This window comes from Rahnella contaminans (assembly GCF_011065485.1).
Taxonomy (GTDB): Bacteria; Pseudomonadota; Gammaproteobacteria; order Enterobacterales; family Enterobacteriaceae; genus Rahnella; species Rahnella contaminans.
The window spans coordinates 542,518-558,356 of the sequence record NZ_JAADJS010000001.1; the positions used below are offsets into that span (position 1 = coordinate 542,518).

13 protein-coding genes and 1 pseudogene are annotated in these 15,839 nt (G+C 52.7%); 8 read left to right on the forward strand and 6 right to left on the reverse strand.

Annotation, left to right across the window (positions count from 1 at the left end; all coding sequences use genetic code 11):
• Window positions 1–113: 113 nt before the first annotated feature.
• The 3 genes from GW579_RS02490 to GW579_RS02500 all read right to left on the reverse strand — a co-directional run bounded on the left by GW579_RS02490 (window position 114) and on the right by GW579_RS02500 (window position 4,001).
• Window positions 114–2,198, reverse strand: coding sequence for a sensor domain-containing protein (locus GW579_RS02490; RefSeq protein ID WP_165057322.1), 2,085 nt, complete (start codon window positions 2,196–2,198; stop codon window positions 114–116).
• 351 nt (window positions 2,199–2,549) lie between these two features.
• Window positions 2,550–2,783: a hypothetical protein gene (locus GW579_RS02495; protein ID WP_165057324.1), complete on the reverse strand. Its 234-nt coding sequence runs from the start codon at window positions 2,781–2,783 to the stop codon at window positions 2,550–2,552.
• 195 nt (window positions 2,784–2,978) lie between these two features.
• Window positions 2,979–4,001, reverse strand: a complete 1,023-nt coding sequence (locus GW579_RS02500; protein WP_152326074.1) for a LacI family DNA-binding transcriptional regulator — start codon at window positions 3,999–4,001, stop codon at window positions 2,979–2,981.
• 260 nt (window positions 4,002–4,261) lie between these two features.
• Here GW579_RS02500 and ascF point away from each other — a divergent pair, with 260 nt between their 5' ends.
• Together ascF and GW579_RS02510 are read left to right on the forward strand one after the other, a co-directional pair.
• Complete coding sequence (gene ascF, locus GW579_RS02505; protein ID WP_152326075.1) at window positions 4,262–5,737, forward strand: PTS cellobiose/arbutin/salicin transporter subunit IIBC; 1,476 nt, start codon at window positions 4,262–4,264, stop codon at window positions 5,735–5,737.
• A gap of 14 nt (window positions 5,738–5,751) precedes the next feature.
• On the forward strand, window positions 5,752–7,182 hold the full coding sequence (locus tag GW579_RS02510; protein ID WP_165057326.1) for a 6-phospho-beta-glucosidase: 1,431 nt from the start codon (window positions 5,752–5,754) through the stop codon (window positions 7,180–7,182).
• Between the two features lie 57 nt (window positions 7,183–7,239).
• On the opposite strand, the gene GW579_RS02515 is transcribed toward GW579_RS02510, so the two are convergent.
• From GW579_RS02515 to GW579_RS02520, 3 genes and pseudogenes are all read right to left on the reverse strand, one after another.
• Window positions 7,240–7,734, reverse strand: coding sequence for a DUF3828 domain-containing protein (locus tag GW579_RS02515; protein WP_165057328.1), 495 nt, complete (start codon window positions 7,732–7,734; stop codon window positions 7,240–7,242).
• Window positions 7,734–8,102: pseudogene (locus GW579_RS23790) on the reverse strand (hypothetical protein). Before GW579_RS23790 ends, GW579_RS02515 begins: the two are co-directional and overlap by 1 nt.
• Before the next feature lie 237 nt (window positions 8,103–8,339).
• Window positions 8,340–9,347 carry a LacI family DNA-binding transcriptional regulator gene (locus GW579_RS02520; RefSeq protein ID WP_165058690.1) on the reverse strand — a complete coding sequence of 336 codons (1,008 nt, stop codon included), beginning with the start codon at window positions 9,345–9,347 and terminating at the stop codon, window positions 8,340–8,342.
• Between the two features lie 200 nt (window positions 9,348–9,547).
• Between GW579_RS02520 and GW579_RS02525 the strand changes: the two genes are divergently transcribed.
• The 6 genes from GW579_RS02525 (at window position 9,548) to GW579_RS02550 (ending at window position 15,628) form a co-directional block, all read left to right on the forward strand.
• Window positions 9,548–10,627 carry a cellulase family glycosylhydrolase gene (locus tag GW579_RS02525; protein WP_165057330.1) on the forward strand — a complete coding sequence of 360 codons (1,080 nt, stop codon included), beginning with the start codon at window positions 9,548–9,550 and terminating at the stop codon, window positions 10,625–10,627.
• 42 nt (window positions 10,628–10,669) lie between these two features.
• The gene (locus GW579_RS02530) at window positions 10,670–12,067 is read left to right on the forward strand and encodes an MFS transporter (protein WP_165057332.1); all 1,398 of its coding nucleotides are present in this window, start codon (window positions 10,670–10,672) and stop codon (window positions 12,065–12,067) included.
• Between the two features lie 423 nt (window positions 12,068–12,490).
• Window positions 12,491–13,333, forward strand: a complete 843-nt coding sequence (locus tag GW579_RS02535; RefSeq protein WP_165057334.1) for an ABC transporter substrate-binding protein — start codon at window positions 12,491–12,493, stop codon at window positions 13,331–13,333.
• A 24-nt stretch (window positions 13,334–13,357) separates the two neighbouring features.
• Window positions 13,358–14,188, forward strand: coding sequence for an amino acid ABC transporter ATP-binding protein (locus GW579_RS02540; RefSeq protein ID WP_152326082.1), 831 nt, complete (start codon window positions 13,358–13,360; stop codon window positions 14,186–14,188).
• Complete coding sequence (locus GW579_RS02545; RefSeq protein WP_152326083.1) at window positions 14,185–14,946, forward strand: amino acid ABC transporter permease; 762 nt, start codon at window positions 14,185–14,187, stop codon at window positions 14,944–14,946. The genes GW579_RS02540 and GW579_RS02545 overlap by 4 nt, the downstream gene beginning before the upstream one ends.
• Entirely contained in the window at window positions 14,936–15,628 is a 693-nt protein-coding gene (locus tag GW579_RS02550; RefSeq protein ID WP_165057336.1) for an amino acid ABC transporter permease, read from the forward strand. The genes GW579_RS02545 and GW579_RS02550 overlap by 11 nt, the downstream gene beginning before the upstream one ends.
• Window positions 15,629–15,839 lie beyond the last annotated feature (211 nt).

Below are 15,839 nucleotides of genomic sequence, written 5' to 3' on the forward strand. Positions count from 1 at the left end.
CTTTACTCTCCCCCGGCGAAGGGGAAGAGTAAAAACAATCGTCAGAAATGATAGCCTTTTGCGCCCTTTTTCCAGCGATCATTTCCGGCAAATACCCTGTCTAATGCCTATCATCAGAGAGGTGTAAACCCAGTCAGGCGGGATTCTGAGGGCTGAGGCCGTCCAAAATAATATCCCTGGAACAAACTACAACCTTCTTCTTTCAGACGCCTGAACTGCTCGGGGGTTTCGACGCCTTCTGCCGTGGTCTGAATATCCAGACTGCGGCTCATGCCGGTGATGGCGCGGATGATCGCCAGCGCTTCACGGCTGTCCTGCATATCGTTGATGAACGACCGGTCGATTTTGATTTTGTCGAACGGGAACGAGCGCAGATAACTCAGCGACGAATAACCGGTGCCGAAATCATCCAGCGCGATACGCACGCCCAGCGCTTTCAGTTTTCGCAGGGTATCGATATTGCCCAGCGTATTGTCGAGCAATACGGACTCGGTAATTTCCACTTCCAGCCGTGACGGATCCAGCCCGGACGCTTCAAGTGCGGATTCCACCACAGAAACCAGTCCGCTGTTTTTGAACTGAATCGGTGAGAGGTTCACGGCGACGGTCTGCGAGCCGGTCCAGGTTGTGGCTTCACGGCAGGCTTCGTGTAACGCAAAAGATCCAAGGCTGTGGATCAGGCCCGTTTCTTCGGCAATCGGGATGAAATCTACCGGCATAATCAGCCCGTTTTGCGGGTGATGCCAGCGCATCAGCGCCTCATAGCCAATGACCGCATCGTGTTTGGCATCGGTAATGGGCTGGTAGTAAAGACGCAGCTGATTGCAGGTAATCGCGTCGCGCAAGTCCATTTCGACCACGCGGCGTTTGCGGGCGGCGGCGTCCATTTCAATACGGAAATCTTCGTACCGGTTGCGGCCATTACGTTTGGCTTCGTACAGCGCCATATCCGCGCAACGCAGCAGCTGATCCGGCGTGTTCTCGGTGGAATCCGCCAGTGCGATGCCGATACTCAGGCCGACCGAGAGCGAGTGACCGTCGATAATGACCGGCGGACGCACGGATTCAATCAGGCGTTTGGAAATCTGATGCGCCGCGGAGATATCTTTCAGGCCGGGCAGCACGACGGCAAACTCGTCACCACCGATGCGCGCCAGCGTGTCGTCATCGCGCAGCGTCATCCGCAGACGTTTGGAAATCGCCCGCAGCAGTTCATCGCCGACCTGATGGCCGAGCGCGTCATTCACGTTTTTGAAATTATCCAGATCCAGACACAATGTAGCCGTGTGGCTGTGCGTATAGCTGTCGCGCTGCAAAGCTTCGTTAAGACGCTGGCTGAAAAGAATGCGGTTGGGCAGGCTGGTCAGATTATCGTGGTGCGCCATGTGATGGATACGCGCATGCGCGGCCTGCTGATCGGTCACGTCGTCAGCAATCATCATCACATAACTGGTTTGAGGATCGTGCCCGCGGATCACCGAACTGGTGGTTTGCAGCGTACGGTCGCCGATGGCCGTCAGCAGTTGTTGCTCGCTTTTATGCACACCTTCAGCGCGCAGACATTCGTCCGACTGCTTATTAATAAAGTTGCTGAGCCCGAATCCCATGCAATCCTGCGGGCGTTTGCCGAGCATTTTCTCGCGCGAAATCCCCAGCAGGCGTTCGGCCTGACGGTTCACCAGCAGAATTTCCCGCGAAACGGCATTTTCAACGATCACGGAAGAGGGAATATTGGCGATCACCGTGTTCAGAAATTGCGATAAAGAAGAGAGCTGTTCGCTGTTGGATTCGGCCAGTTCTTTGGCCTTCAGCAACTCTTTTTCGGTTTCACGCCTTTGCGTTACGTCACGGGTGATCTTGGCAAAACCAATGATTTCACCGGCTTCGCGCAGGGCTTCAATAATGATGTGCGCCCAAAAAAGCGAGCCATCTTTGCGCTGTCGCCAGCCCTCAGATTCATAGCGGCCCGTTGAACGCGCGGTCTCCAGACCGTGCTGCGGCCAGCCACTTTTCTTATCTTCTTCCGTGTAAAAGCATGAAAAATGCTTCCCCACGACTTCTTCAGGCGTATAGCCTTTTGCCCGCTGCGCGCCGGCATTCCAGTTCGCAATGGTGCCGTCCGGTGTCAGCATATAGATGGCGTAATCTTCTACGCGTTGGACCAGCAACCGATACAGTACATCAGAATCTTCGCTCATTTTTTTTGCCTGGTAGCCTGCCGTCTCTGCCCGGATTCCGTCCAAATCAGAGTGCGGCTAAATAGTGCGCCTGTCCCGACGCATTTTTGCTGTGATGTGCTCATGAAACGTTAGCATAAGATAATTCTTAGTTCGCCAAATTTTGCTTCTAACATGCTTAAAATTAAGCGTTTTTAGCTAAAAGATCGGACTTAAGTTAAATTGCACTTTTGAGTTTGAGTGACCAGATTCGTTATCGGCGCAACAGGAATGAAACTTTAGCGGAATGGCATAAAAAGCTAAGGGAAATATGAGGGGATCCAATGTGTTAAATAAAAAGGCCGCAAACTATTGCGGCCTGTTAAATTTTGGTTACGGACGCGGCGGTTTGGGTTCGTGCTTCACCGGTGGTTTTGGCTTCGCTTTAGGGTGAACCGGCGCAGGTTTAACCTGATGATGCGGTTTTTTGTGTTTCACGACAGGCTTGTGAACTTTATGAACCGGCTGCGGTTGACTGACCGGCCCGTTGTGCGGGCCTTCAGCGTAAGCACTCAGGCTGGCGGTCGCCAGCAACGCACACAGAACAACTATTCCTGACTTAATCATTGTATTCCCCGTTCCCGTTTTGACGGTGTTTTCTGATAACACACAGACTTTGCGGGGCAAACGGGAAAACGACAATTCGGATAAGGCTTAATAAAGGGGGTTTAACGGAAAATTTAAACTGCGTTTACGTAAAGCTGAGGGAGGTGCAGGGCGCTTACGGTATTTCCTGCAAGCGCGCCGGTAAACTTTCGGGAATTACTGCACGACTTTATAAGGGCCGTCGGTCACTGACTCGCGCAAAATAAGCTCAGACACAAACTTATTCTTTTCGGATAAATAGCCGCCATCGAGCATGGAAATAATCTGGCTGATGACTTCGCTGACCATGTCGCTCACCGGATCTTTCACGCTCGACAGTGCCGGAATAAGAAATGGCGCGGTCGGGATATTATCAAACCCGATCACCGAAACCTGCGCAGGCACGGCAATTCCGGCGATGCTGAGCTGCTTCATCGCACCGATCGCCATTTCGTCATTGCTGGTAAGCAGGGCGGTGAAGGATAGCCCGGACGACAACAACGTTTCCACCGCCGCCGCGCCACTGGCCGGTGACCATTTTCCCTTAACGATCAGCGATTCTTTTACCGGTAAACCGGATGCCGTCAGCGCGTCGCGATAACCGGAAAGCCGTTCAATGGCGGTCGGGGAATCCATCGAACCGGTGATAAACGCAATATCCCGATGTCCGCGTTCAATAAGCGCCTGTGTGGCATTAAAACTCGACCCTTTGTGGTCGCAATAAATACAGTGGCTCTGATGTTTGCGTAATTTGCGGTTCACGACCATCACCGGTTTTTTATATTTGTCGATGAGCAAATCCATTTCATCGACCGATAAAAAACGCGGATAAATAATAATGCCGTCGCAGCGCAAATCGTGCAAAAACTGAATGGCGTCCTGTTCTTCTTCCGCACTGTGTTTACCATCCACCAGAATCAGCTGGCGTCCGTTGGCGTCGAGTTTTTTCGCAGCCTGAGAAATTAATTCACTGAAATAATGCCCGTTATACAGCGTATTCGTCACCACCAGCCCGATGCACATCGATTTGCTGGTTGCCAGATTTCTTGCCAGTAAATTGGGCCGGTAGCCCGCTTCCTCAATGGCTTTATAGACCTGATCTTTGGTTTCCTGGCTCACATAACCCTTGCCGGAAAGCACACGGGAAACCGTGGCTTTCGAGACGCCCGCTTTGGCTGCAACTTCCTGCATTGTCGACATCAGGCACCTTCCGGATGAGAAAAATTATTCGTCATTCTACACATTCCGCGCGTGCTGAGACGATTTCACTTCGCAAGGAGATCGTCATCACAAAAATGAAACGGTGTTGTATTTATTTATTGAAGTCAGAAGAAGAACTGAACATTCTCGTGTGAAACCGGTTACCTACTGTTTCGGAAAAAGCCCGCTACGTTTCATAAAAAAGGCTTCCCGGAAAGATAATTATTCATAACCCTATGAATCCGAGAGAGTTATCACTCATGGCTAAAAATTTTGCAGCAATTTCCAGGTCAATCGTCGATGCCATCGGCGGCGCGGATAATGTGGTTGCGGTTACGCATTGCATGACGCGCCTGCGCTTCGTGCTGAACGACGAATCCGTCGTGGACGCGGCGGCGCTGAAATCCATCACCGGCGTGATGGGCGTAGTGCGCAATGAAAAACAGTGCCAGGTGATCATCGGCAATAACGTGTCGCAGGCTTACGCCGAAGTGTTGAAACTGCTTCCGGAAGGCTTTGCGGCGGCCAGCGATGCACCGGCCAAAAACAAAATTACGCTCAAGCGGATTGGTGCAGGAATTCTCGATGCGCTGATTGGCACCATGTCGCCGCTGATCCCGGCGATTATCGGCGGTTCGATGGTCAAACTGCTGGCGATGATTCTGGATATGACTGGCGTGTTTGAAAAGGGCGCTTCAACGCTGGTGATCCTCAATACCATCGGCGACGGCGCGTTTTTCTTCCTGCCGGTGATGGTGGCCGCGTCGGCGGCGGTGAAATTCAAAACCAACATGTCGCTGGCGATTGCGATTGCCGGGATCCTGGTGCATCCGGCGTTTATCGACCTGATGGCGAAAGCCGCGCAGGGGCAGAAAGTTGAATTCATCGGCATTTCCGTCACGGCGGTGAAATACACCTACACCGTGATCCCCGCGCTGTGCATGACGTGGCTGCTGTCCTACATCGAAAAATGGGTGGATCGTATTACGCCGGTCGTCACCAAAAATTTCCTCAAGCCGATGCTGATCATGTTGATTGCCGCACCGATCGCCATCGTGCTGATCGGGCCGCTGGGCATCTGGATTGGTACCGGTATTTCCGCCGTGGTATACACCGTTCACAGCTATCTCGGCTGGCTGTCGGTGGCGATTATGGGCGCGGCCTGGCCGCTGCTGGTGATGACTGGCATGCACCGCGTGTTCACGCCAACCATTATTCAGACCATTGCTGAAACCGGCAAAGAAGGCATGGTGATGCCGTCAGAAATCGGCGCAAACCTGTCACTGGGCGGTTCATCGCTGGCCGTGGCGTGGCGGACGAAAAACCCGGAGCTGCGCCAGACCGCGCTGGCAGCGGCGGCTTCCGCGATTGTGGCCGGGATTTCAGAACCTGCGCTTTACGGCGTGGCGCTGCGGCTTAAACGTCCGCTCATCGCCTGCTTAATCAGCGGTTTTATCTGCGGCGGTATTGCCGGTTTAGGCGGCCTCGCCAGCCATTCGATGGCGTCGCCGGGCCTGTTTACCAGCGTCCAGTTCTTCGACCCGTCCAATCCGATGACCCTTGTCTGGGTGGCGGGCGTCATGATCCTCGCGGTGGTGCTTTCGTTTGTCATCACCCTGTTACTCGGATTTGAAGATATTCCCGTGGAAACCGTGACGCCGAAAGAGGGCAAAACGGCAGAGATCACAACGCCTGCGCCGTTGCCGGTGGCAGCCGACGCAGCGCGTTCACATTAAAGGAGAAATAATTCATGGCAGCATCTTTATTTCCTGACGGCTTTTTATGGGGCGGCGCGATTGCCGCAAACCAGGCCGAAGGTGCCAGTTTTGAAGGCGGCAAAGGCCTGACGACGGTCGACATGATCCCGCACGGTGCGCACCGTCTGGCGGTAAAAACCGGTCAGGAAAAGCGCTTCCGTCTGGACGCAACAGAGTTTTACCCGAGTCATCAGGCGATTGATTTCTATCATCGTTATAAAGAAGACATCGCGATGATGGCCGAAATGGGCTTCACCGTATTCCGTACTTCAATTGCCTGGAGCCGTCTGTATCCTGATGGCGATGAGTTAACGCCGAATGCGGAAGGCATTGCGTTCTACCGTGACGTTTTTGCCGAGTGTAAAAAATACGGCATCGAACCGCTGGTTACGCTGTGTCATTTCGATGTGCCGATGCATCTGGTGATTGAGTACGGTTCATGGCGGAACCGCAAAATGGTCGAGTTTTTCGCCCGTTATGCGCGCACCTGTTTTGAGGCGTTCGACGGGCTGGTGAAATACTGGCTGACGTTTAATGAGATCAATATCCTGTTGCACAGCCCGTTCTCCGGCGCGGGTTTAGTGTTCGAAGAGGGCGAAAATCAGGAGCAGGTCAAATATCAGGCGGCGCACCATGAGCTGATTGCCAGCGCGCTGGCCACGAAAATTGCCCATGAAGTGAACCCTGAAAATCAGATCGGTTGCATGCTGGCGGGCGGGAATTTCTATCCGCGCACCTGCAAGCCGGAAGATGTCTGGGCGGCGCTGCAAAAAGACCGCGAAAACCTGTTCTTTATCGACGTTCAGGCGCGTGGCGCTTATCCGTCCTACACCCGCCGCGTATTCGCTGAAAAAGGCATCGTCATCGATAAACAGCAGGGTGATGACGAAATTCTCAAAAACACCGTCGATTTCGTGTCCTTCAGTTATTACGCCTCGCGCTGTGCGTCCGCTGACATGAACGACAACAACAGCAGCGCGGCGAACATCGTAAAATCACTGAAAAACCCGCACATCGAAGCCAGCGAATGGGGCTGGGGCATTGACCCGCTTGGCCTGCGCATCACCATGAACATGATGTACGACCGCTACCAGAAACCGTTATTCCTGGTGGAGAATGGCCTCGGCGCAAAAGATGAAATCAACGCGCAGGGCGAAATCGTCGATGATTACCGCATCAGTTATTTGCGCGAACACATCAAAGCAATGGGCGAAGCCATCGCCGACGGCATCCCGGTCATCGGCTACACCTCGTGGGGCTGCATCGATCTGGTTTCCGCCTCCACCGGCGAAATGAGCAAACGCTACGGCTTTGTCTACGTTGACCGTGACGACAGTGGCAACGGCACGCTGGAAAGAACCCGTAAGAAATCGTTTTACTGGTACAAAAAAGTGATAGCCAGTAACGGAGGGGATTTGGGGTAGTTATTACGTCAAAGGCCAGAATACTCTGGCCTTTAAAATTCAAAAGATGACGATTGTTTAATTGTTATCCGCATAATGACGGGCAGATGAAATGGCGTAATCATCAAAGATATTCTGCTCGTCATCATCGCTGACATTGTGCACGCGATATATTTTCCATTCCTCATCTTCTTTTTTAAGGTACACAGCTAGTTTTAGCGTTTTGCCTTCTTCAATACCTATATTCACATCGGCCAACTTGCCGCCCATAAAATCATGAATGTTAGTCACGCTAAGTTTATCAATCCATTCGGGCGCATAATCTTGAGTATAAGTGAAATAATCGGAGCTTATGATTTCCTGTTCGGGAATGGCGAGTATTTCAGAAATTCGATGGCGTGTATCGACAGCGATATATTCATCATTCAGTGGTGAATTAATGTTCATGTCTTGATCAGGTTTCACTAAGCTATTCAGATGCTGCCTGTAAAAAGTTTCAACTCGCTGTTCTGCGCTCTGGTGCGTAGCGCAACCGGCAAGACTGAGCATTATCATTAAAATAAAGGAGCGCATTAGTTTTTCCTGTAAATGACATAGTGTGGGCGGGCGTTTCTGTAACCCGGACCGGCCCACATATCCCTTTGACGAAAATCAGAATACCAGACTTGTCCGTCAAAGATTGCCATATGTCCTTCGGGACGCCCTCCTGCATAAGGCTGAATGATCACAACGTCACCTTCCCGTGGATCCTCACCGGAACCTAAGGGTCTGAATCCTGCACTTTCAAGCAGGCTTCCATAGTTTCTGGCGTCGTGAGTATGTCCGATATTGACGCCACCGGCTTCAATGGCTTCTCATGTAAATGTCGCGCAATTACCTGTAGATGTCGAGCCTGCACGCCAGCGTGCGTGTGCAACGGCAGCCGTTTTATTCCATGACATAAAATATTTCCTTATAAAGTCATTCTGACTGGGCAGGTAAATTATTATTTCTAACTAAAATAAAACATGCCTGATTTCACAATAACGCGCATAAGATAATATTTTATGGGGTATGTTAAGTTCTGATTTATCAAAGTATGTAATCAGTATTATTTAGTGAAAGGGGTATTGAACCCCTTAGTTTGTTTTTTTGTCTATTATCAATGTCATACTTTAATCGTCATTAAAACAGATAATTTACCTGACCGTACTCGCCCGAACCTTCAATTTCCCCGCCATAATAACGCGCGTGGCGGCGTCTTCGCCGGAGCACAAATATTCCACTGCCATCCGGCCTAATTCGTTATACGGCAACTGGACGCTGGTGAGTTTTGGCGTCATCTGATCGGCGATGCGCTGATCGTCGTATCCGGCGACCAGAATGTCCTGCGGAATTCGCAGATGCAGTTCGGTCAGCGCCTGATAACAACCGATGGTCATCCAGTCGCTGGAGCAGAAAATCGCATCCGGTGGTTCGGGCTGATCCATCAGTTGCAACGTTGCGCGATAGGTTTCATTGAGTGACCAGTTGGTGGCCTGCACCAGCCGGTCGTCGGGCGTCATTCCCGCCTGCGTCAGGGCTTCGCGGTAACCTTCGAGACGCTTTTCACACGCTTCCATCCAGTTATCACCCATGATGTGTGCGATTCGCGTGGCCCCCTGATCAATAAGATGGCGTGTAATTTGCAACGCGTTTGCACGGTCGTCAGGCAGGAAAGTGGGCAGCAGCGGATACGCGCGGTCATACACATTCAGCAGGACAACCGGTAACGTCGTCTGGTTAACAAAGGGAGAAAAATCAATGGAGTGCGTAACGGGCGACGCAATAATTATGCCTGCACAACGCCGCTGATTGAGTTGTGCGATGATCCGCACGGCCAGTTCTGCGTCGTCGCCGTAATCGTAAATCGTCAGCAGCGTATCATGCCGCCACGCGGCTTCCCGGGCTTCGCTGAGGGCATCAACAAAGGGGTCATAGCTGGGCATCCCGTTGATCAGCAGTGCAATTTCTTCCTGACCGTTGTCCCGGTGGGGGGCTGGCATTTTTTTGTAACCCAGCGAGAGCGCGGTATTAAACACGCGTTCACGGGTTTCTTCGCTGAGTTTGACGGAACGTGAATTGTTTAAAATCAGTGAAACGGTGGCCTGCGAAACCCCGGCTTCCCGCGCAATATCACTCATCGTGACTTTGTTTTTCTTCTCCATTTCCCTTTTCCCGTCTGCCATTTATCTCTCCTTTTTCACTATATCACAGCGGTCTTTTTTGCCAGACCACCACGCAGGCTGGCTAAAAAGAGTGTGATCTCACCAGCAGAACCCGCATGACGGATTTGCAGCAATGCCAGTCAGGTAATAAACATTAGCTAATAATATTAGTCAATGAACGATAATGCGAGGAAAAAACGATGAAAGAGCAATGGAATGAACAGCAGGCAGCACAGTGGAGCCAACAGCAGGGATGGATTTGCGGATTCAACTACTTACCGCGCACGGCGGTGAACTGGACGGAACTCTGGCAGCGCGAAACATTCGATGCGCCGACTATCGACCAGGAACTGGGCTGGGCGCACGACGCCGGTTACAACCAGCTGCGCATCAATTTGCCGTTTATTGTCTGGCAGGTTGACCGCGACGGGTTGCTGGCGCGCATCGATCAGTTCCTGAGTATCGCGGCACGTCATCAGATAAAAGTGATGCTGACGCTGATGGACGACTGCGGTTTTTCTGGCGATGAGCCGTATCTCGGGCCGCAAAAAGCGCCGGAGCCGGGAAAACATAACAGCCAGGCGGCAGCGAGTCCGGGGCGCGACGTGGTGTGTAACCGCGAAATGTGGCCGCAAATTGAGGATTATGTGCGCGACCTCATCCGCCATTTTCGCACTGACACCCGTATCGCTATCTGGGATTTGTACAACGAACCGGGTAACCGCGGCACGTTTGCGACCGGGCTGGAAGAAGTGTTGTATGACGAAAAGCTGGAAGTTTTCTCGCTCGATCTGATGCAAAAGGCGTTTGTCTGGGCACGTGAGGAAGACCCGCAGCAACCGCTGACCGTCGGTGCGTGGCATTTCTCGCAGGATTTGGATCAGCCGGAAAGTGAGTTTTTTACGCACCCGATTGATGTCGCAGCGGCAAAACTGTCTGATGTCATCAGCTTTCATGCCTACGTCGCCACGCCAAAACTTCTGCAGGCGCTGCGTTTCTGGCAGAAATTCAACCGCCCGATGCTGTGTACCGAATGGCTGGCGCGCCACGTCGGCAGCGTTTTCGAAGAGCAATTGCCGCTGTTCAGCGCCTTCAACGCCGGGTGTTATCAGTGGGGGCTGGTGCGCGGAAAAACCCAGACCACGCTGCCGTGGCCGGTAGTGCGTAAGGGCAATCATGATTACGCCCATTTGTGGTTCCACGATGTGCTGGACGAATACGGTATCCCGTTCCGCCGCGCTGAAATGGATCTTGTCCGCCGTTTAACGCGTATGAAATAACCCTTCAACATGTTGCACAGGGAAGTGCGAGGCTGAATAAAAATGACGATTTCAATGAAAATCCCGTCCAGGGAATTGTGGTCTTATTTTGGTTACGGGCTGGGGCAATGCTTCAGTTTCGGATTAGTGGGTTCCTTTATTAACTATTTCTACACCGATGTATTGGGTATTTCCGCGCTGGCGGCGAGCACGATATTTCTGGTCGCCCGCGCGTGGGATGCCATACACGATCCGTTATTTGCCAGCGTCATGGACACCATCCAAACCCGCTTCGGGAAATTTCGTCACTTTATGTTGCTGGCGCCTTTCCTGATTACGCTGGTCACGCTGGCGTCGTTTTATAATATTGATGCGCCGATGGGGACGAAAATTCTCTACGCCGGTGCAACTTATATATTATGGGGCACGTTGTACGCCATTTCGGATATTCCTTTCTGGTCGATGAGTTCGGTGATGAGCTCGGAGCCGAAAGAGCGCACCAAAGCGGTCACCGCCGCCGTGCTGGGCGTGAACGCCGGTATCGCTTGCGCGTCGATCTTCTTCCCGCGGCTGACGGCATTTTTCGCGCCGGGCTCCGGCGATCACGGTTACTTTATGGCGACTGTGGTGATGATGGTGATCGGCTTGCTGCTGATGATTAACGGGTTCTGGAATATCAAAGAACGTGTACCGCCAAGCAGTGAAAAAGTCACCATGCGCGATACGTTTCATAACCTGAAAAATAACCGGCCACTTTTCTTTGTTCTGGCGGCATTCTTTTTCTGTGTCCTGCACAATATTGCCAACGGCATTTACATCTATTTCTTTATTTATAATATGGGCGATGGTGCATTACAGGCGGCAATTGGTGTGATGGGGATATTAGCGGCGATTGCCTGTCTGACTGCACCGTTATTAACGCGGCGTTATAAAAAACGTTCCCTGTTTATTGTGCTTTGCGCACTGGATATTGTGGTGCGCGTCATCTTGTGGTTCAGCGGATATCACAACATGACCTGGCTGTTTATTCTGCTGGGCCTCAGCACGGTATTTGTCATGATGAGCAACCTGTTTACCTCCGCGATGATTGTCGACACCATCGAATATGCCGAATACAAAACCAATAAACGCTGCGCGGCGATCACGTTCTCCGGCCAGACGTTTACCGGGAAGATGTCCGTTGCTGTCGGCGGCGGACTGGTAGGGATATTCCTGACCGCGATTCATTACGTTCCGCAGGCCGCTCACCAGACGGAAAGCGTGATGAATGGCTTGTTCTTCGGTATCAGCCTGTTGCCCGCAATCGGCTCATTAATCCGCATTGGCTTCATGTGGTTCTTCGATTTCACCGAAGACAAACACGCTGAAGTGCTGGTCATTCTCGAGCAACGCCGCAAATCCGGTGAAGTGTTCGAAGAGCCTCAGCAACCGGGGGAATTATTGCCTTCCGGCAGGGCATAACGGACATTTTTGGTGCAAAAAATCACCAGTGCTAAAATTTTTCCTGGCTAACGTTCTGAATTTGTTAGGACGGTAAAGTTGGCATACAAGCTGCATTAGCTTTTATGACATGAGTGAAATACGTCAGTACAGAGAGATTACGGATGAAGGCGTCCGTTAGCGTTCAGGTCGCTGAGCGCTAACAGGACGCTTTTTTTATGGGTTTTGGCCACGAGCCCAGGCTTTGACCAGAGATGCGCCCCCGCATCTTGCCAATCAGATCCAACCCTTATGCATTAATCATCCATCTATATCCTTTTTTGTTAGTGGCAGCCGCCCGTTCCTATATGCAATTCTCTGACCTACAAAACAAAAACGTTATTTACCTGCCAGATTATAAATTTAGGGCGCGAGCCCTCTTAAGATGACTTATAAGGAAAAACTATGGCTGCTTCTTCAGTAATCAAAAATAAATTCAATAAAAGCGTTGTTTCCGCCGGTCTGTTTTTGGCGCTCAGCGCAGTTTCAACTTTTGCAGCCCATGCAGATCAGCTGGCTGATATCAAAAAAGCCGGCGTGGTGAAAGTGGCTACGTTTGATTCCAATCCACCGTTCGGTTCTGTGGATGCCAAAACGCACGATATCGTCGGTTATGACGTTGATTTTGCGAAAGCGCTGGCGAAAACGCTGGGCGTAAAATTACAACTGGTGCCGACCAATCCGGCGAACCGTATTCCGTTATTGCAGTCCGGCAAAGCCGATCTGATTGTGGCGGATATCACCATCACGCCGGAACGCGCGAAAGTGGTCGATTTCTCCCTCCCTTATTTCGTGACCGGCCAGCAGTTCCTGGTGCCGGCCAGTTCACCGGATAAACTCGACGCCTACGCCACGGCGCGTATCGGCGCGGTGAAAGGCACCACCGGCGAGCAGGAATTGCATAACCGCTTCCCGCAATCGCGCGTGTTGTCTTACGACGATATACCTCTGGCACTTTCTGCGCTGCGTAACGGCAACGTGCAGGCGATTACGCAGGACAGCACCATTCTGGCCGGATTGCTGGATGGCGCGCCGGACAAGGCAAAATACAAAGTCTTGCCTGAATTACTGAGCAAAGAAGAGATTGGCGTTGGCGTGAAAAAAGGCGAAACCAGCCTGCTGAAAGTGGTGAATGACGAGCTGCTGAATCTGGAGAAAAACGGTCAGGCGGTGAGCATTTATAACGTCTGGTTTGGCCCGCAGACAAAATCTCCGCAGCCACGTCTGTTCAAGATTGAAGCCAAATAATCCGCTTTATGCAAGGTAATGCACATGCAGCAAGACTCCTTATCAACCGCAGCGACGTCTGCGGTTTTTTCACATTCAAACGCCGCTAAAACCACGGCGGTTGAATTTCGTCAGGTCAGTAAATCTTTCGGTCATCACCCCGTGATCCGGAATGTCAGTCTGAGCGTCGCCAGCGGCGATGTGGTGGCGGTCTGCGGGCCGTCCGGCTCGGGGAAATCCACGCTCATCCGCCTGATTAATCAGCTGGAAACCGTCACTGATGGCGAAATTCTCATCCACAACAAACCGACGCGCGGCCTGAACGGACCGGCGCTACGCGAATTACGTACGCACATCGGTTTTGTGTTTCAGCAGTTCAACCTGTACGCCCATCTGACCGCGCAGGACAACGTCAGCCTCGCGCTGATTAAAGTCCACGGCTGGAAGAAAAGTGATGCACGCGGGAAGGCGCTGGCGCTCCTGACCCGCGTCGGTTTGCAGGACAAAGCGCAGCATTATCCCGAGCAGCTTTCCGGCGGACAGCAGCAGCGCGTGGCGATTGCCCGGGCGCTGGTGACGGATCCGGACATCATTTTGTTCGATGAACCGACGTCGGCGCTGGATCCGGAGATGATCGGCGAAGTCCTGCTGGTTATGCAGGAACTGGCGAAAAGCGGCATCACGATGATTGTGGTGACGCACGAAATGAGTTTTGCCCGTGAAATTGCCGATCGGGTGATTTTCATGGACGGCGGCGAGATCCTGGAACAGGCGGAACCGGAGGATTTCTTCCTGCGTCCGCAGCATCCGCGTGCGCAACGTTTTCTGCAAAAAGTCCTGTTCCCGCTGCATCCTGAAACAGGAGCGGGGCAATGATCTGGCATCCTGACTGGGCTGGCGTGCTCACCGGCCAGCCTTTGCAGTGGATTATTTCCGGCTTTCTCACCACGCTTTACGTCAGTATGGCGGGCAGTGTGCTGGCGACACTTCTGGTGGTGTTACTGATCGCGCTGCGCCTGAGTCAGTCGCGTCTGGCGCGCGGTGCGGTAGCGGCGTTTGTGTCGGTTTTCCGCAACACGCCGCTGCTGGTTCAGCTGCTTTTCTGGTATTTCGCTGCGTATGGCGCACTGCCGCAAAGCTGGCGTTTTTACATCGGCGATACCCATGCGTGGGCGGTCTTCCCCGGCAATATTGCGTGGCTCACACCGGAATTTGTGTGCGCCGCGTGGGGGCTGGGATTATTCACCGCCGCGTTTCTGGTGGAAGAAGTGCAGGCGGGGCTGAATTCGGTGCCGAAAGGCCAGACCGAAGCCGCGATTTCACAGGGCTTCAGCCGCAAAACGTTGCTGCTTTCGATCCTGTTACCGCAGGCGCTGACCAACGCCTGGCAGCCGATCACCGGGCAATATCTCAACCTGATGAAGCTTTCCTCGCTGGCGACCGGCATCGGATTTTCCGAGCTGACGTATCAGGTCAGTCAGATTGAAAGTTACAACGCGCACGCCTTTGAAGGTTTTGCGGTCGGTACGTTGCTGTATCTGGCGCTGGGGATGATCCTTGGCGGGCTGATGACAGTATTTGGCCCGAAACGCCCGCAACAAAGGCCGCAGGCGGAGGTGAACGATGGAATTTGACTGGTCGGTTCTGCACGATAACTTCACCTACATGCTGTGGGGAAGGCTGGCCGACGGCGAACCGGGCGGCGTTTTACTCACGCTGATCATGGCCGTTTCTGCTGGCGTGCTGGCGTTAGTGCTGGGCGTCGCAATGGCCGCGTTAGCCTGGCGTTTCGGTGGCTGGACGCGAAAATTGCTGTTTTTGTGGGCGTCGTTTATTCGCGGCATCCCGCTGATTTTTGTGATTTTCTGGCTGTATTTCCTGCTGCCGGTGGTGTTTGGCGGCTCGATCCCCGGCCCGCTGACGGTGATTATCGCACTTGCCTGGTTTACCTCGGCGGCGGTGATGCACTCCACGCTGGCCGGGCTGGAGTCACTGCCGCGCGGGCAAACCGAAGCGGGGATTGCGTCCGGCATGAGTTACAGCCAGGTTTTGCTCAATGTCCTGCTGCCGCAGGCGTGGCCGAACCTGTTGCCGTCGTATCTCGGGTTGCTGATCTCGCTGGTGAAAGACACCTCGCTGGCGTTTATCGTCAATGTGCCGGAGCTGACCACCGTCGCGGGGCAGGTGAATAACCGGGTGCAAATCTACCCGGCAGAGATCTTCCTGTTTGTCGGCCTGATGTACTACCTGCTGTGTGCATCGCTGGCGTACGTTGCGGGCAAATCGATTAAACGCCGTCAGGCATCGCGGGCGTAACAGACCATTAAGCCATCTGTGAAATCTCATATTTTCGCCTGATTCACACGGGCAGAGAGTTCCTGATGGCTTTCCTTTCTTTCGCGGTAACCTACAACAGATGAGTTCCAAGAATTGCGCTGTGTGTGATGCCATTGACTAGCTTAGAAGGCAAAGAAAACATGGCCACCCTGAAATGCGGGTAGCCATATCTTATCCGATGAATCAGGGT